This is a genomic window from Paenibacillus sp. NPDC101420 (assembly GCF_050277435.1).
In the GTDB taxonomy this organism is placed as follows: Bacteria; Bacillota; Bacilli; order Paenibacillales; family Paenibacillaceae; genus Paenibacillus_AQ.
This window is the reverse complement of the sequence record NZ_JBNNSE010000001.1, coordinates 887474-903112: the sequence shown is the minus strand read 5'-3', so window position 1 is coordinate 903112 and position 15639 is coordinate 887474. Positions and strand designations below refer to the sequence as shown.

The 15639-nt window shown below is 40.9% G+C and carries 19 protein-coding genes and 1 tRNA gene; 13 read left to right on the top strand and 7 right to left on the bottom strand.

The genetic code is table 11. The features are described from left to right. Positions 1 to 89 precede the first annotated feature (89 nt). From ACQKMP_RS04185 to ACQKMP_RS04175, 3 genes are all read left to right on the top strand, one after another. Positions 90 to 662, top strand: a complete 573-nt coding sequence (locus ACQKMP_RS04185; protein ID WP_042186897.1) for a xanthine phosphoribosyltransferase — start codon at positions 90 to 92, stop codon at positions 660 to 662. Positions 663 to 763: 101 nt separating this feature from the next. Next, complete coding sequence (locus tag ACQKMP_RS04180) at positions 764 to 1081, top strand: hypothetical protein (protein ID WP_036689410.1); 318 nt, start codon at positions 764 to 766, stop codon at positions 1079 to 1081. A 117-nt stretch (positions 1082 to 1198) separates the two neighbouring features. Then, positions 1199 to 1417, top strand: a complete 219-nt coding sequence (locus ACQKMP_RS04175; RefSeq protein WP_042186900.1) for a hypothetical protein — start codon at positions 1199 to 1201, stop codon at positions 1415 to 1417. 74 nt (positions 1418 to 1491) lie between these two features. Here the strand turns inward: ACQKMP_RS04175 and ACQKMP_RS04170 are convergent, their stop codons facing one another. Further along, positions 1492 to 1938, bottom strand: a complete 447-nt coding sequence (locus ACQKMP_RS04170; protein ID WP_042186902.1) for a hypothetical protein — start codon at positions 1936 to 1938, stop codon at positions 1492 to 1494. A gap of 187 nt (positions 1939 to 2125) precedes the next feature. On the opposite strand from ACQKMP_RS04170, the gene ACQKMP_RS04165 reads away from it, so the two are divergent. Further along, positions 2126 to 2209, top strand: a tRNA-Leu gene (locus tag ACQKMP_RS04165). A gap of 81 nt (positions 2210 to 2290) precedes the next feature. On the opposite strand, the gene ACQKMP_RS04160 is transcribed toward ACQKMP_RS04165, so the two are convergent. From ACQKMP_RS04160 to ACQKMP_RS04145, 4 genes are read right to left on the bottom strand one after another with little or no spacing between them, the layout of a single operon-like run. Then, positions 2291 to 2821 (bottom strand): hypothetical protein, encoded by a 531-nt coding sequence (locus ACQKMP_RS04160; protein ID WP_339246969.1) that lies wholly within the window; start codon positions 2819 to 2821, stop codon positions 2291 to 2293. Between the two features lie 42 nt (positions 2822 to 2863). Continuing rightward, positions 2864 to 3547: a hypothetical protein gene (locus ACQKMP_RS04155; protein ID WP_042186907.1), complete on the bottom strand. Its 684-nt coding sequence runs from the start codon at positions 3545 to 3547 to the stop codon at positions 2864 to 2866. Further along, the gene (locus ACQKMP_RS04150; RefSeq protein ID WP_076283131.1) at positions 3544 to 4437 is read right to left on the bottom strand and encodes an ABC transporter ATP-binding protein; all 894 of its coding nucleotides are present in this window, start codon (positions 4435 to 4437) and stop codon (positions 3544 to 3546) included. The genes ACQKMP_RS04155 and ACQKMP_RS04150 overlap by 4 nt, the downstream gene beginning before the upstream one ends. Then, the gene (locus tag ACQKMP_RS04145; protein ID WP_042186911.1) at positions 4434 to 4805 is read right to left on the bottom strand and encodes a GntR family transcriptional regulator; all 372 of its coding nucleotides are present in this window, start codon (positions 4803 to 4805) and stop codon (positions 4434 to 4436) included. The genes ACQKMP_RS04150 and ACQKMP_RS04145 overlap by 4 nt, the downstream gene beginning before the upstream one ends. 232 nt (positions 4806 to 5037) lie before the next feature. Here ACQKMP_RS04145 and ACQKMP_RS04140 point away from each other — a divergent pair, with 232 nt between their 5' ends. Further along, on the top strand, positions 5038 to 5847 hold the full coding sequence (locus tag ACQKMP_RS04140) for a methyltransferase domain-containing protein (protein ID WP_427468873.1): 810 nt from the start codon (positions 5038 to 5040) through the stop codon (positions 5845 to 5847). On the opposite strand, the gene ACQKMP_RS04135 is transcribed toward ACQKMP_RS04140, so the two are convergent. Beyond that, entirely contained in the window at positions 5839 to 6849 is a 1011-nt protein-coding gene (locus ACQKMP_RS04135; protein ID WP_339246975.1) for a S8 family peptidase, read from the bottom strand. The genes ACQKMP_RS04140 and ACQKMP_RS04135 overlap by 9 nt on opposite strands. A 405-nt stretch (positions 6850 to 7254) precedes the next feature. Here ACQKMP_RS04135 and ACQKMP_RS04130 point away from each other — a divergent pair, with 405 nt between their 5' ends. Continuing rightward, positions 7255 to 7626 carry a hypothetical protein gene (locus ACQKMP_RS04130; RefSeq protein WP_052404237.1) on the top strand — a complete coding sequence of 124 codons (372 nt, stop codon included), beginning with the start codon at positions 7255 to 7257 and terminating at the stop codon, positions 7624 to 7626. Between the two features lie 86 nt (positions 7627 to 7712). Here ACQKMP_RS04130 and ACQKMP_RS04125 read toward each other — a convergent pair whose 3' ends face one another. Continuing rightward, on the bottom strand, positions 7713 to 8522 hold the full coding sequence (locus ACQKMP_RS04125; RefSeq protein WP_042186918.1) for a MerR family transcriptional regulator: 810 nt from the start codon (positions 8520 to 8522) through the stop codon (positions 7713 to 7715). A gap of 102 nt (positions 8523 to 8624) precedes the next feature. Between ACQKMP_RS04125 and ACQKMP_RS04120 the strand changes: the two genes are divergently transcribed. The 7 genes from ACQKMP_RS04120 to ACQKMP_RS04090 all read left to right on the top strand — a co-directional run bounded on the left by ACQKMP_RS04120 (position 8625) and on the right by ACQKMP_RS04090 (position 15636). Continuing rightward, entirely contained in the window at positions 8625 to 9962 is a 1338-nt protein-coding gene (locus ACQKMP_RS04120) for an MATE family efflux transporter (protein ID WP_427468872.1), read from the top strand. 26 nt (positions 9963 to 9988) lie between these two features. Continuing rightward, positions 9989 to 11260, top strand: coding sequence for an alcohol acetyltransferase (locus tag ACQKMP_RS04115; RefSeq protein WP_076283126.1), 1272 nt, complete (start codon positions 9989 to 9991; stop codon positions 11258 to 11260). Beyond that, positions 11257 to 11931 (top strand): DUF6320 domain-containing protein, encoded by a 675-nt coding sequence (locus ACQKMP_RS04110; protein WP_076298519.1) that lies wholly within the window; start codon positions 11257 to 11259, stop codon positions 11929 to 11931. The genes ACQKMP_RS04115 and ACQKMP_RS04110 overlap by 4 nt, the downstream gene beginning before the upstream one ends. Positions 11932 to 12243: 312 nt before the next feature. Continuing rightward, positions 12244 to 13281, top strand: a complete 1038-nt coding sequence (locus ACQKMP_RS04105) for an ABC transporter substrate-binding protein (protein ID WP_081382743.1) — start codon at positions 12244 to 12246, stop codon at positions 13279 to 13281. Positions 13282 to 13297: 16 nt separating this feature from the next. Continuing rightward, entirely contained in the window at positions 13298 to 14287 is a 990-nt protein-coding gene (locus ACQKMP_RS04100) for a FecCD family ABC transporter permease (protein WP_052404239.1), read from the top strand. A gap of 1 nt (position 14288) precedes the next feature. Further along, a complete protein-coding gene (locus tag ACQKMP_RS04095) occupies positions 14289 to 15068 on the top strand; it encodes an ABC transporter ATP-binding protein (RefSeq protein WP_379422107.1) in 780 nt (259 codons plus the stop codon). A gap of 40 nt (positions 15069 to 15108) precedes the next feature. Continuing rightward, complete coding sequence (locus ACQKMP_RS04090) at positions 15109 to 15636, top strand: HugZ family protein (protein WP_149643990.1); 528 nt, start codon at positions 15109 to 15111, stop codon at positions 15634 to 15636. The last annotated feature ends 3 nt before the right edge of the window (positions 15637 to 15639 follow it).

Genomic DNA, 15639 nt, shown 5'->3' with positions numbered 1-15639 from the left:
GGTTATGATGAGGATCAGTAGGACATGACTTCCGTGATTCATTTGTACGGAACGTCTGCGATTATAAAGGGTATTGGAGGTTCAAAGTCATGGAAGTGTTGAAACAGCGGATTTTGGAGGAAGGTGTCGTCGTTTCGGATGAAGTGCTGAAGCTGGATGCACTGTTGAATCATCAGGTAGATCCGCAGCTTACGATGGAAATGGGACGGGAGTTTGCCGGGAGGTTTGCGGACTGCGGAATTACACGTATTGTGACCGTGGAATCCTCGGGCATTGCCGTGGCATTTGCCACCGCATATGAGTTAAAGGTGCCGTTAGTTTTTGCACGTCGCAAAAAAACACTGTTAGCAGATCCGGACGCACTTTGTGAAAGAGTTCCTTCTTTTACGAAAGGTATTGTTACCGACATTATGTTGTCTCGCCAATTCATCTCTCCAGAGGATAAAATCCTCTTTATCGATGATATTATTGCTAATGGTGATGCAGCACGTGGATTGATTAAGATCATCGAGCGCTCTGGCGCTGAGCTGGTAGGTCTTGGCGTTGTAGTGGAAAAAAGCTTTCAGGCTGGAGCCCGGACGATCAAAGAACAAGGCATCCGACTGGAGTCACTCGTAAGAATTACTTCTCTTAGCGGAGGCACCATTGAATTTGGGGATTAACCCGTTTTTGAGATAAGAACAGGCCTATTTTTCAAACAACTGCTTTTCACCCTATAGATTTTCCTTTATAATAAAATCAGACATAGGGAGGAGGCGTCACAATGGGGAAAGAACCGGTGACTGAGCAATTTTTTATTGATAAATTAACCGAGGCCAAGGATCACTTCGAGCGTGCGCTGGATTGCAAACACACGGAATTCGACGATCTGTATCCCTATATGATTGAACATCCTCAGTTTTTTTGGTACAAACGCTATGTAGCTTGGTCAGAACTTCTGACAATCAAAGGTTTATGTGAGGAACTTTCCTTCCCTTGGAGGGAGAAATTCACAACAAACCAAGTGGAGTATCTGGAGCAACGTGTGATGTCCGCTAAAGTTCTTGATTTCTGGTTCGAGAAGAATGAAGCGCTGATATAAGAATGCTTTAGTAGACATGCAATTGGTCAATTACTTATACGAGACCCAGATGATTTTTCATTTGGGTCTTTTTTCTGGATGAAAATAGGATAAGCTATACAGAGGGAGGAATTCATGATGATTAGCGATGAACAATTGGATGCATACCGAATTTCCGGCGAGAAAATTCGTGTGGTGCGGGACGGCATAGAAAGTAATGATGTAAAAGGGATTGTTCTGGCTTGGGATGATTCGCAGGTGATGATACGTCGTCAGAATAGACGAGTAGTAAAGCTAGATCGGAATTATTTATTCCAACCCTTCAGCGAACCAAGGAAAGAACCTGATAATATATAGTTTCCGCAGCAAAAACAGCTCCTTACCCAAATTGGGTGGGGAGCTGTTCTGCTTACATATATGCCTCTGACGGTTTAAATACTTAAAGCTAGCTGGGAGTCACTTTCTTCTCTGGAGAGTATGGAGAGCTCTGTGGACAGTCCGAGATACGCACGCATTCGCAGCATCATCTCTCTACGGAATCCTGGCCATAATATATTCATCTCACCTTGATATCCTCTACAGGAGTACAAGGCCTCGACTCCTCGTTGATCTTGGCGAACGGTTGTGATCTTCAGATCATGTGAGCTCAATTCACGCGTAACCTCTTGAAGCATTAGTGAAGTTTTCTTAGTGGCACCAGACAAGAGCTCCATATAAAGCTGAGGGGTCTTAAATAGACCACTTTTGCTGATTACACGGCAGTCACGCTCGAAAACTTTATGAATAAACGTTAGCAGCAAATAGCTTCTGACAAGGGACAGTTCTTCTTTAGTAACATCTTCATCAACAATGGATGTCTTCAACTTCGTAGTCGCCATTATAAATCACCTCATTTATATTATGCGAACTTTTGTTCTCATTATACCTTATATTCGGAATTAAAAGCAATAATTATCCATAAAATAATGATCGATAAGAAAAGCTGGAAAATATATTGACGCTTTAATCTCAGCATGGTATGATCTATCTTGTGACCGCAAGTTTGATATGAAGTCATTATGATGTGCGGTCGTGGCGGAATTGGCAGACGCGCACGGTTCAGGTCCGTGTGGTAGCAATATCGTGGAGGTTCGAGTCCTCTCGACCGCATCACAAGAAACTCCCTTGAGAAATCAAGGGAGTTTTTTTTGTGAATATAATTAATCGAAGGTAACTTTAGCATACTCGTATCTAGATTGATAAATATCGAATTAACCCTAATAGAGCGAAGGCGAACAAAACTGTCCCAGCACCAATGCCTGTAATTGCACTGTTTGCGACCTTAAGTTTTTTAGATATGAACAGTGATACGATAGAGATTGCAACTAGAAGTGCTGCTAAAAGGTATAAACTGAAATCGTTAAACACACTTTTTAAGCCAATAAAATGAATCCCTACAATAAAGGCAATCCAAGGAGCAACATAATCATTATACTTACATTTCATCAATATAGAAGCTCCAGCACCAGCCAACAATAATTCAATATAGACAGAAATCAGATAATTATCAAAAGAGGTCTTGTCATTTAATACGGAGGGAGCATCCCAGTTCGTCACACTTAAATAGACACCAATCAAGCAGACGAGAAGGGATACACCAGAAGCTATGCCAATATATTTTCGCCAGCTGGATCTGGGGTTTTCTTGTGCCCAACCAAACCAACTAAAACTAAACATACCGAATATAGAAGCATACATGGCGTAATCCCTCACATAATCCATACAGTACCCCCTATAAATATTAACAATATTCCAGGCAGAGTCTTATACTGTAGACTTCCGAAGCATCCAGAACGATAAGAGTGCATACAAGACCGTCAAGGGCATACTCCACAAGGCAAGTTCAAATGCGGTATGGCTAGCCAACCAATTAAATACATCTACCCACCACTGATAATATGTCATTAACAATCCAGCGACACTGTACAGAATAAACATGACTGCCGCGAAAATGAATAGGCCGCTTCTACCAAATCTACGGAAGATGCTGGATATAACAAATCCCCAATAAAACATATGCAACAAGATCATGAAATAGATCCACAGCTGCTCTAGGACGGTACCATCATTCAAGTATGGTAGGTGAAAATAATGTAGCTGCACACCCCATCCAGATGTTAATTTGGTTTCTATAATAGATAGCAGGAACAGAAGTAGTGAGAAGCCGGCACTTGTTATAACGGCCATCAAGGATGTGCCGAAGAAATAATCTATCCTCCGTAGGCTTAAGCCCAAGGCAAAGGGGAAAGTCTGTACTAAAATGATGATACCTATGACAAACATATAAATAAAGATTGAGACTAGGCCGCCGGTATACATTGGTTCTTGCAGGAAAAAAGCTATGACAAGATTAACCAAAAAGCTGGACAATAATATAATCCAAGGCATAAACAACCAAAACCATTTATCCTTATAGTGCATTTTTAATATCCCTGTCATTTGGTTCATTGCACTGCAACTCCCTTCTCTTGGGATTTTCTGTTTGTAAGATGAACAATTAACTGTTGTAAAGATATCGGGGAGATCTCCAGACCAAGCATCTCAGCACGTGATAGATCTGTTGAGTTTAAGCCAATAACAGTGGCAGAAAGTAATCCGCCAAAGGATTCACGAGAGATGATCTCTTTACCGGTGATTAAATCTTCGACCTTCGCAGCCGCACCGATAACTTTAGCAGCCCGCCCGCGAAGAGCTTCAGCATCCTCATTGATAATCAGCTTACCGTTGTCGATAACAATGACATGCTCTAATAGCTGGCTTACCTCGTCAATTAAGTGTGTAGACAAGACAACTGTTCGCGGATATTCTGAATAATCCTCAATTAGTCGATCGTAAAACAGGCTTCTTGCTACAGCATCGAGACCTAAATAAGGTTCGTCAAAAATAGTCAGCGGAGCGCGGCTCGCCAGGCCTACTACAATGCCCACCGCCGAGAGCATTCCTCTGGACAGCTTCTTTATTCTTCTTTTTAAGGGGAGATTAAAGTCCTTGATTAAGGAGTGGGCGTAGTCCCGATCAAAGTTAGGGAAGAATAACTCGGATACCTCTAGAACATCGATAATACGGTACGTATCCGGATACTTTTGGCTTTCCTTAATAAAGCAAATCTGATTGAGTACGCGGTTATTCTCATAGGGATGTTCCCCGAACACCTTTAAATCACCGCTTGTAGCAAATAACTGTGCTGTAATCATGTGCATGATCGTTGTTTTGCCCGCACCATTTCTGCCAAGCAGACCATAGATTTTGTTCTTTTCTAAAGAAAAACTAATGTCTTGGATGACGGTTACCTTTCCATACGACTTGGTCAGTCCCTTGATCTCAACGACTTCATTCATGACCGATTATCTCCCCTCTGAATCATCTTCGTTAATTGATCCAACGTAATTCCTAATTTCTCTGCTTCACGGATCATAGTTACAACATATTGCTCATAAAATTGCTCTTTTCTCTTTTCCATCAATACTGTGCGCGCTCCAGAAGCTACAAACATGCCGATACCTCGCTTTTTGTATAAAATTCCTTGGTCGACAAGCAAATTCACACCTTTCGCAGCCGTCGCCGGATTGATCTGGTAAAAAACAGCAAATTGATTTGTTGAAGGAACCTGTGATTCCTCCAACAGTGTTTCTTCGATGATGTCATTTTCTATGCGTTCGGCGATCTGCATAAATATCGGTCGAGTATCATCCATTAAGCTTCCCATGTATTCACCGCCATGTTCATTGGTTAGTTAGTTATGTAATTAACCATATATGCAACGGACCTATTTGTCAATCATTACTATGTGGATTTTTTGATCCTTTGAGCCCAAATCCAGTGAATTGGCGTATCAGCATAAATAAAAGGCAGTTCGGATTCACACCGAACTGCCTTTTATTTTAGTTGGATGTCTGCTATGATTTTGTCCTATTAGAAAACAAGAGAAGGGTGAAACTATGAATGAATATGGTCCGGATTTATTTAAAGGTACGGCAGTGTACTATTCAAAATATCGACCGCAGTATCCTTCATCCCTTATTCGGTTCTTAATTCAGAAGTTTTCGCTTAACGGAGAAGGCCGTCTGCTTGATTTAGGGTGTGGTACGGGTCAGCTGGGACTAAGATTTAGTGATTGGTTTGAAGAAATGATAGGTGTAGATACGGAAAGTGGAATGTTGGAAGAGGCTAATCGTCTATCAAAAATCCATAGGGTTGATAACGTTAGTTGGATGCTTGGTAGAGCAGAAGAGTTGCAGAACGTCTGGGGTTCCTTCCGTCTTACCATCCTAGCCAAAGCGTTTCACTGGATGGATAGATCGTCTATTCTTGAAATCCTATACCACAGTTCGGACAATAATGGCGGTCTAGCAATTATTGATACTTTTAATGTAGGGCAAGAGCCATTATCTTGGCAGCTTAAGGTAAATGAAGTAGTGAAACGCTGGTTAGGTAACGAAAGAATCGCAGGAGACAGCATCTATACTCATCCTAAAGAAAGACATGAGGATATTGTTGCGCGATCTAGCTTTAAGGATGTGGAAAGATTGATTTTACCGAGTTATTCAGTGACATGGACGGTGGATTCTATTCTTGGCAATTTGTATTCCACTTCCTATGCTTCAAAGCGCTTATTTGGAGATCAGTTGGAACGATTTGAAGCGGATTTGAAATCTTCTTTATTAGAAATGGAGCCTACGGGTAAATTTACTGAAGTGTTATCAGTTTCTGTTATCACAGCTTTAAAGAAGGAAGCAAAATCACAATAAGAATCTTGCATTGATCTCACCAGAGCCCGCTGTGTTAGGGGGGAGTTTCAGAGAGAATGTGTTCTTTTTTAGTATGGATTTCACTTGCTTAGGAGTTAATGAGGGATTTCTCTGCAGCAATTGAGCAATGACACCAGAGACTATAGGTGTTGAGACACTGGTACCGGACAGCACAAAGTAATTTTTAGCGATCCGCAAGTAAGGAAGCTCGCGATCTAGCTTGGAATGAGGCGCACGAAGAGAGATAATGGTTTCGCCAGGAGCTACGAGGTCTGGTTTCTTTCGCCCTCCCGGTGCAGGTCCGCGGCTTGAATACGAGGTAATCCGGTCGTCCTTTTGTGTGAGCGTGCGACGGTCATCCACTGCACCTACGGTAATTGCAGAAGGACTAATACCAGGAGATTCTATCGTCCTGCGTCCAGGGCCGCTATTTCCAGCTGCAATCACAACAGTGAGTCCAGCCTTTATTGCTTTTTCTACGGCTTGGCACAGCGGGTCATCAGCACAAGTTGAATTTACCGTACCCCCTAATGACATCGAAAGGATACGTAGTTTTAGTCGCTTTCGATTCGCAATACACCACTCAATTCCTTTAATAATCGTGGAGTCATATCCGTCGCCATTTTTATCGAGTACTTTAACACCGACGATCCCTGCCTTTGGAGCAGGGCTTTTGTACTTTCCTTTACTCATCCATCCGTTGCCTGCCGCGTCCCCTGCGATATGAGTCCCATGGCCGTTATCGTCGTAGGGAAGTTTTCTGTGATTGATAAAATCTTTAAAAGCTACGATACGGTTACAGGGCTGAATCAGATCAGGGTGCCTATACACTCCTGTGTCAAGAATGGCAATGTTGATTCCTTTTCCGGTAAGTCCCTGTTTCTTTTGGACGGATGTAGAACCGATGGATGGTGTCGCTATATAAAGTGATGTTTTTTTAATTCCGTCAACATAGATTTTATCGATTCCATGCCAACTGCACATCTGTTTCAGACAGTTCATCGAAACTCGTGATGATACAGAATTTAGTATGGGGAGATGATGTTTGATAGGAAAGTCGTGTGATTCTAAATGTTTTTTTAATGACTTCAGCTGTGCTGGGGTCATTTTTTGTTTGAATTTGATAATGATAGGAATTTTAGCGGATGTACCGCGACGGACTTGGGAGTGTTGAATTCTTTTTCTTAGCGCGCTATGGATTCTTGAACTATATTGCTCTGGCCAAAATTGTCGGCTCATTTATTAATGGATCACCTCACAAGTGCATTATATGCATCACTGATCCAGTGGGTACGAATCTATGAATCTAGGAATAAAGTACATTTCTAGAATAGTAGGTAAAAGTGAGGTCAAGCATTCCAAATCTTGCATCTACTATCGTATCCTAAAAAGAAAGTGGTGAAGTAAATGGCAATGATTAAGAAGCCAGTCAATAAGCAAGCCGTTATGGCGGCCAAAGCCCTCGCGGCAAAAAGAGTGAAAGCAGCTGCAACCCGGAAGAAACGGAGAATCAGACAGACATTGGACAGATTTGTGGTTCTCGCTACAAGTTTAGGTACGAATAGCACACCTAAAGATTCTTCGGGCTGGAACGCTACATTAAAAAATGGTACCACTACTGTGAACGCTGAGTTCGATGATTTCGGTGTGGTCAGATTTCCTACGATTAGCACATTAACTTCAGTACCTTACCTGCTGACAATAAGAGACGAGAATGGAGTAGTTTTGAAGAGTTTTAACGTCCCAGCAGACCGTGAATTTTTTGTCGCTAGATTTTAGTTTGGACAAATCAGCTTTAATTCTGTAGTAAACAGCACGTGTCGATCCTATATCGCCGCGTGCTGTTTTATTTGTCTTATTTTAGATCATGCAGATTTTAACCATACTTGAATCTCATACACCCACTGAAACATTCCGGTGAAAATGACTGTCTGGATGACAAATGGAATCTCCGTATTATATTCGGCTTTAGCATATGCAGCGATATTCTGCATCGTTTCCATTCTCTGCTCCTCCGAGCAATAACCATAGAGATAAATTCCTTTAGGTAATATTGAAATACAGCCGGCCTGTTCAGGGTACTTCTCACAAACTACAAAAAAGACAGATGGATTCTCACTGGGCTCCAACGTAGTCATAATATTTGCACGAAGATCAAAGGCGAATGCATCTCTTGGCTCATCTTCAAGCTGTTGATTTAGCGCATTCTGCAGTTGATGGAAACTTTCGAGGCTGGGTTTCTGTAGGGAGTGGATTTTTACGATCGCTCTTTCTCCCAAAGCCTTAGTTGAAAAATGGGTGGGGGATAGAGGGACATCGGATAAATAAGCTTGATTTTCATATTGTTTTTGTAAAGCTTTAAGCTGTGATTTTGTCTTATTCAGCTGCTTGATTTCTTGTTCGATTTCATCGTCCTTTGTTTTAAGAAAATTAATAATATAATCAAGATTATCATTCGTAAAAACATCTTTAATCTTATGAAGTGGCATATTCTTTTTTTTGCAAAAGTTGATGACATCAAGATAAATAAGCTCTTTATCTGAATAATAGCGATAACCGGAGGAGGGATCTACTTTAGCAGGCTTCAGCAAGTGAATTCGGTCATAATGCCGCAAGGTTTCGATAGTTGTGTCTGCTAGTTTTGCTGTTTCACCAATAGAATAATAGTTGTTCATTGCATCGTTCTCCCGTTGACTCTTGTGTTACACAAGAGATTATAGTGTTCATTGTACTGATTTTTATCTAAAATTTCAAAACAGTGAATGGAGAATGACAAGATGAAGACAACAGAACTCAATGTATTAAAAGATCCAATTTCCAAACTATTTCGCGGTTATGCAATCCCTGGGATCGTAGCTTCACTTTCTATGTGTCTGTACGGAATTATTAACGGAATCATTTTGGGGCGTTTTGTAGGACCTAATGCGCTAGCTGCAGTGAATATGGCTTCACCGATTTTTAATATTATTTCCTGTATAGGGATCTTAATTGCTATTGGAGGAAATACATTAACCGCTATTAGTCTGGGAGAGCAGAACAAGGGGAAAGCCAACCACTACTTCAATAATGCTTTTTACACATTGCTCATGATAGCCGTAGTTATTTTCATAATGGTAGTTTTTTTTCCTCATGTACTGGCTAGAATAGTTGGAGCAAATTCAGTGCTTTTTCCTATGGTTGTTGATTACATACAGACTTTTGGTGTATTTGTCGTGCCTGTAATTTTTAATATTTTACTTGGTATTTCATTGCAATCTATGGGGAAACCCCAGCTTTATATGGTTGGTAATTTACTGAGTGTAGTTTTGAATATCATCTTGGATTTAATTTTTATCTGCGTTTTCGATATGGGGATTACCGGTGCTGCTTTGGCATCTGGGATCAGTGCAACGATTGTTTTTATATTATTTTTCTCGAATTTTATCTCAAAGGATAGCATTTTAAGAGTGGGTAGATGGAAAGTGGATTTTAAAGCAATCGGAAGGATGATCTATAACGGTTCTTCAGAAGCGATTACGCAATTCAGTGCGGGTTTTTCTTCTATGATCTTCAACTGGATTTTGATCTCTAAATTTGGTGAAATAGGGGTATCTTCATTTGCGGTAGTTCAGTATATCTCACTTGTAGTTAATGCAGTTATCATGGGCATGTCGAGAGGGTTAGGAGCCATTAGCAGCGTGAATTACGGAGCGAAGGAATATAGCCGTATAACGGAATTGATTACCATGGCGATTAAAATAGTGACATTAGTTGGTGTGGTTTGTACAGCGATATTGATTATTTTTAAATCTCCCTTAATTTCTCTTTTTGTAAAAGACAATCTTCAGGTCATGACTACATCAAGTGAAATCATCACATTTTATAGCTTTAATTTTATCTTTGTAGGGGCCAATATTATAATTAACGCTTTGTACACAGCCATTAACAATCCAAGAACATCCGCGATTTTGGCGATTTTACGGTATGTCTTGTTGATGGGGAATTTCTTTATCCTTCCTTTAATGTTTGGTAACATCGGCTTATGGCTTTCCTTTGTAGTGGCAGAGATAATCTGTGTCGTGGTAAGCTATGTTTGTTTGAGGAAGACAATGCAAAAGTGGAGTATCAACCAGTAACAGCAGAATAAAAGAGGAGTTTTGAAGTGAAAAAGTGGTACAAACTTGATAACGCAGCAAAACTATTTCCATCCGTTACAAACACAAAAAACACTTCCGTTTATCGGATCTCAGCTGTTCTGACAAATCCTGTAGATGTGGATGCGTTACAGCAAGCCGCCGATACGGTATTCGACAGATTTCCGATGTTCACTGTGAAGCTTCGCAGGGGTGTGTTTTGGAATTATTTAGAGTCTAGCACGGATAAAATTGTGATCGCTGAGGATCAGCAGTATCCTTGTCGCAACATTGATCCAACTACAAACAATGGATATTTATTTAAGGTTTTATACTACAAAAATAGAGTCTCTGTTGAAGTGTTCCATGCGCTTACGGATGGTAATGGGGCTGTCGAGTTTTTAAAATCACTGCTGTACTATTATCTAATGTATATGGGACATGAAATTGACACTGAGGACCGGATTTTACTCGCTGATTCAGGAGTGGATATCCATGATATGGAGGATGCTTTTCGCAGATACTACAAGGATTGTTATGTTGAATCGGTTAGAAACAGCCGAGCGTACCACATTAAAGGTACCGCTTTCGAACAGTTCGGAAATAACGTGGTACACGGGGTCATAAGTGCCTCCCAATTAAATGCCCTCGCTAAGCAAAAAGGAAGTACGATCACTGCTTATTTATCCGCATTACTGAGTTATTCTATTTATCAAACAAGAATCAAATATAGCAAAAGTAACGCTCCCGTGGTTATCGCAGTGCCTGTCAATTTGCGCAAAGCATTCCCTTCACGTACTCTTCGTAACTTCTTTGGCGTAGTTAATCTTGGTGCGCGGATTACGGAAGATACCACACTGGATGAATTAATTTTTAGAATGAATGAGATGCTGAAGTATAAAACGGGGAAAGAAAATTTGCAAAATATCATTTACAATAATGTGGCGCTTGAACGGAACAAAGCTACGTTGTTTGTCCCGTTATTTTTGAAGAACTGGTTCGTGAATTTAGGGTTTCATATGCTTGGGGAAAGTAAAAGAACACTGACCTTGTCCAATATCGGCAATATTATGTTGCCACAGCAAATGTACAAGCACGTAGAGCTAATCGAGGCATTAGTCTATCCATCCAATAAAAGCCCTATGAACTGTGGGATCAGCTCAGTCAATGATAAGCTGGTGATCACGTTTACCAGAAATATAGTGGAATCCGATATATTGCAATATTTCTTTTCGACCTTAGCGGGTGAGGCTGGACTTGAAGTTAAAATCTACTCAAACGATTGGGGGATTAGCGAATGACCAAATGTATTCGTTGCAACGTGACGGTTGATAATCAACATTATCGTTGTCCACTATGCTCCAAGCCAATTAAGATCAGGGGAGAGAGCACGACAGAATACCCGTCCTATAAAGAGATCTATCAGGAAACCAAACCATTTACGGTAGCTAAATTGTTCCTCTTTTTGACTATATCTGCGATCGTGCTTTCGATTACAATTAATGCGTTGACCTATCATATCAATCCGAGAATATGGTCAATTATCGTAAGTACAGGTCTTATCTATGCGTGGATCGTTGTTAAAGACACCATTTTATCTAATAAACATATTGGCAGGAAAATTTTATATCACTATGTCATGTTGTCCATTTTTCTTTTGGTGATCGATATATTCGTTGGTTTTAGGGGATGGTCTACCAACTATGCAATCCCACTGTTTGGAGTGGCAGCTACGTTTATTATGACTGTGCTCGCAATTGTTCAAAAATCATTATGGCGTCATGATATAGGCTATATTTTAGCGATGTTCTTTATTAATTTATGTCCTATGCTTCTGTTTGTATTTAATTTGTCTCATGTCATTTGGACCAGTGTTTTCTCTATCGTATACTCACTCCTAACCATTATTGGGATGATAATTTTTTCTGACCGGAAATTTATAAGCGAAATCAGAAGAAGATTCCATTATTAATAATCGAGATAGATTTATTCCAGTCTATAATTAAATATTTAGGTTTATTATGCATATTAACCACGTCCTTTGGATGTGGTTTTTTTGTGGATTTAAGAAAGTGAAGGGTTCATACGACACCGAATTCCTATTTTTCTACAAGAAAGGTTGTCCTTTTTAATGGGATGTTTAAGGTATTTTTGCTAGTTTAAAATTAAAATAAAATTCTTGACACTTCCTAATGATAACCATTATCATAGGAGTGGTAGATGAAAATGAAAATCATTATCACTACTTGGAACGTATAATTATACATACTCGGAGGGATAGATTTTGAAGAAATTATTAGTACTTCTGGTTGTTGCAGCGCTTACTGCAATGACTGCATGTTCGTCCACCAATACAGCGGACAATCAAACCAAGAATGAAGCCGTAACGAATACAGCTGCTAATGAAACGAAAGAAGCAAATGCAGCGAATACAACAGAAGCAGCGAAAACAGCGGATGCTGGAAAGGAATACAGTCTGGAGAATGATGGTGTAGATGAAGCATTGTTCAATGAAGCATTAAGCCAGTTTCCAGCCACAGTTCCACAGCGAATTGTAACTACATCTGTACCATTAACAGAAATGCTCTACTTGCTTGGAATCACACCAGTTGGGGTGCCAACCTCCACCAATCCAATCCCTGCTGATTTTGAATCGATAGATAAAATTGGTTCGCCAATGGCACCGGATCTTGAAGTAGTAACAAAGCTTGAGCCAGACTTGCTGCTGGGAGCAGAATCACTTCGAAGCACACTGGATAAGACACTGGAAGGCATGGATTTGCAAAAAGCGTATCTACGCACAGAATCCTTCGAGGATTTAAAGCTTAGCCTTAAAGTATTAGGTACTTATTTTAATAAAAAAGATGAGATGAATGCGGCTTTGAGTAAGATATTGGATAAAGAAAATGAGCTAAGTAAATTAGCCGAAGGAAAAGAACTGCCGAGCGTGATGCTCGTTATTGGAACCTCTGATTCCTTCATGGTTATGAGTGAGAAATCTTATCTAGGTAGTTTGGTGAAAAAGCTTGGTGCTGATAATATTGCTACTTCTGTACTTAAAGTTACCGATACTTACTCACCTATTAATATGGAGAACGTCGTAGCCGCTGATCCTGACGTCATTCTCGTATTGGCTTCAGGTGACCACGGAGCGACAAAGGACAAATTTAAAAAAGAAATAGAGAAAAATGAAACTTGGACGAAGCTCTCCGCTTATAAAAACGACAAAATCCAGATTTTAGATTACAGTGTGTTCGGCGTAACCTCGATCATTAACGCAGAGACAGCTCTAACTGAAATCGCAAAATACTTTTATGAATAATTAAAGGAGACAGCAAGTGATAAATACATCTCGTAGCAGAATAGTTGTTATTGTAACGGTTCTATTAGCGCTCGTTGCCGCGATTATTGCCATCGGATTAGGCTCTGTTTTCATTCCGGTATCAGACATACTAAGCACGATCTTTGGTTCATCGTCTAAGGCGGTGAATGCCACCATCATATGGGATATTCGATTGCCACGTGTGTTACTGGCGATGATCATCGGAGCGAATATAGCGATCTCGGGCGCACTGCTGCAAGCTGTGATGGGTAACCCACTTGCTGATCCTGGATTGACGGGTGTAACTAGCGGCGCGGCTGCATGTGTTCTTGTTATAATGCTTGCTGCACCACAGTATACTGAGTTCATTCCGATTGCCGCTTTTGTTGGAGGGCTAATTGCTGCTGGTATTGTATATGCATTAGCTTGGAGACGAACCGGTATTTCACCGATCACTATTATTTTATCTGGTGTTGCTGTGAATGCGCTTTGCGGAGGACTCATTGGACTATTAACAATCATGTACAGCGATAGACTCCCTGCAGCGGTTCAATGGCTTAACGGCAGTCTTGCGGCAAAAGGGAATAATGCGTTGATGATGGTCTTCCCATATGCGATTGCAGGTTGGATCCTATCGTTCTTTGCCATTCGTAAGGCAAATATCATTCGTCTGGGTGATCAGGTGGCTTCGAATCTGGGTGAAAATGTGAACCGAATTCGTATCCTGCTCTCCTTGCTGGCAGTATTTCTAGCGGCTATTTCTGTAGCAGCCATTGGAATGATCGGATTTGTCGGTCTAGTTGTACCTCATATGGCGAGATTGCTCGTAGGTTCAGATTACAAATATCTTTTGCCGATGAGTATGGCTCTTGGTGCATTGGTTCTGTTAATTGCGGATACAGGTGGACGTACCCTGTTTGCACCCCTAGATATCCCTGCGGGTATCCTTATGGCTGTGATTGGCGGACCATATTTTCTATACCTGATGAGAAAGAAGGCGTTCTAACATGTTTACTGTCGATTCCATTTCGATTCGGTATGAGCAGAAAAGCGTGATTAACAACTTCTCTTTTTCCGTAAAAAAGGGTGAGATCGTCTCCATCATAGGACCGAACGGCTCCGGCAAATCCACTTTGCTCAAAGCGGTATCACGGCTAATTCCTTATCATACGGGTACGGTCATACTCGATGGTACGGATCTGAAGACCATGAGCGCCAAACAAGTCGCACGAAAAATGTGCATGCTGAGCCAGAAGAATCAAGCACCGAGTGATATGACTGTGATCGATCTGGTCTCGTATGGCAGATATCCACACAAAAAGTGGTTTGAAAGATTGAATCAAGAGGATATGGACATTGTTCATTGGGCCCTTGAAAAGACACATTTGATGGAGTATAAGGACCGAGCCGTAGCTTCATTGTCAGGTGGTGAATCACAGCGTGCCTGGATTGCAATGGCTTTAGCGCAGCGTCCACTTATCATGTTGCTTGACGAACCAACCACGTACTTGGATATTTCGCATCAGCATGAAGTGCTTGAGCTTGTTCGCGAGTTAAATCAAGACATGGGCATGACCGTAGTAATGGTGCTGCATGATCTCAATCAAGCTTCTACTTATAGCGATAGTATCGTTGTAGTGCAGGCAGGTGAGAAGGCGATGTATGGCACACCGAATGAAGTCATGACAACCGATATGATAAGGGATATATACCGGATGGACGCGGAAGTCCAGTATGTGCCCACAGAGAAGAAACCTCGTATTCATTTGTTGAGTACTGTTCGATAGATTCATAGTGTGACACAACCTATTCATGGAGGGATTTTAAATGAAGAAGCCTGTAGATGTGGAGAAAAATAAAGAAAACTATTTGCAATTTATTAATAAACGTAAGAACTTGATTTTGAGTTTGATCGATGATGAAGGTAAGCCCTTTATTAGTTATGCGCCTTTCGTAAAGAAAGACGGCAAGCTGTATATCTATATTAGTAAGATCGCAGAGCACTATGGCTATATGGAAAATAATGATTTTGTGGACGCCTTTCTAATTGCGGATGAGTCTGAAACAAACAATAAATTTGCAACTGAGCGTGTGCGCTGGAGTTGTACCTCAAGCAATATCGGCAATGATGGATATGAGGATATTTTTGAATTGTTCAATGCTGACCATGGTGAGGCCATGCTGAAATTGCTGCGCGGACTGGATTTTTCACTGTTCGAACTAACTCCGCTGAAGGGGCGTTATGTTGTAGGTTTTGGGTTGGCGTTCGATATTGATGTAGATGCAAATGTATTTAATCACGTTGTTATTGATAAGAAGAAAGACGAAGAAGCAGCTGTACAGGGGAGCAAATAGCCG

Coding starts and splice junctions, on each gene's coding strand:
- ACQKMP_RS04185 (WP_042186897.1), top strand. CDS start 90: ATGGAAGTGTTGAAACAGCGGATTTTGGAGGAAGGTGTCGTCGTTTCG.
- ACQKMP_RS04180 (WP_036689410.1), top strand. CDS start 764: ATGGGGAAAGAACCGGTGACTGAGCAATTTTTTATTGATAAATTAACC.
- ACQKMP_RS04175 (WP_042186900.1), top strand. CDS start 1,199: ATGATTAGCGATGAACAATTGGATGCATACCGAATTTCCGGCGAGAAA.
- ACQKMP_RS04170 (WP_042186902.1), bottom strand. CDS start 1,938: ATGGCGACTACGAAGTTGAAGACATCCATTGTTGATGAAGATGTTACT.
- ACQKMP_RS04160 (WP_339246969.1), bottom strand. CDS start 2,821: ATGGATTATGTGAGGGATTACGCCATGTATGCTTCTATATTCGGTATG.
- ACQKMP_RS04155 (WP_042186907.1), bottom strand. CDS start 3,547: ATGAACCAAATGACAGGGATATTAAAAATGCACTATAAGGATAAATGG.
- ACQKMP_RS04150 (WP_076283131.1), bottom strand. CDS start 4,437: ATGAATGAAGTCGTTGAGATCAAGGGACTGACCAAGTCGTATGGAAAG.
- ACQKMP_RS04145 (WP_042186911.1), bottom strand. CDS start 4,805: ATGGGAAGCTTAATGGATGATACTCGACCGATATTTATGCAGATCGCC.
- ACQKMP_RS04140 (WP_427468873.1), top strand. CDS start 5,038: ATGAATGAATATGGTCCGGATTTATTTAAAGGTACGGCAGTGTACTAT.
- ACQKMP_RS04135 (WP_339246975.1), bottom strand. CDS start 6,849: ATGAACTGTCTGAAACAGATGTGCAGTTGGCATGGAATCGATAAAATC.
- ACQKMP_RS04130 (WP_052404237.1), top strand. CDS start 7,255: ATGGCAATGATTAAGAAGCCAGTCAATAAGCAAGCCGTTATGGCGGCC.
- ACQKMP_RS04125 (WP_042186918.1), bottom strand. CDS start 8,522: ATGAACAACTATTATTCTATTGGTGAAACAGCAAAACTAGCAGACACA.
- ACQKMP_RS04120 (WP_427468872.1), top strand. CDS start 8,625: ATGAAGACAACAGAACTCAATGTATTAAAAGATCCAATTTCCAAACTA.
- ACQKMP_RS04110 (WP_076298519.1), top strand. CDS start 11,257: ATGACCAAATGTATTCGTTGCAACGTGACGGTTGATAATCAACATTAT.
- ACQKMP_RS04095 (WP_379422107.1), top strand. CDS start 14,289: ATGTTTACTGTCGATTCCATTTCGATTCGGTATGAGCAGAAAAGCGTG.
- ACQKMP_RS04090 (WP_149643990.1), top strand. CDS start 15,109: ATGAAGAAGCCTGTAGATGTGGAGAAAAATAAAGAAAACTATTTGCAA.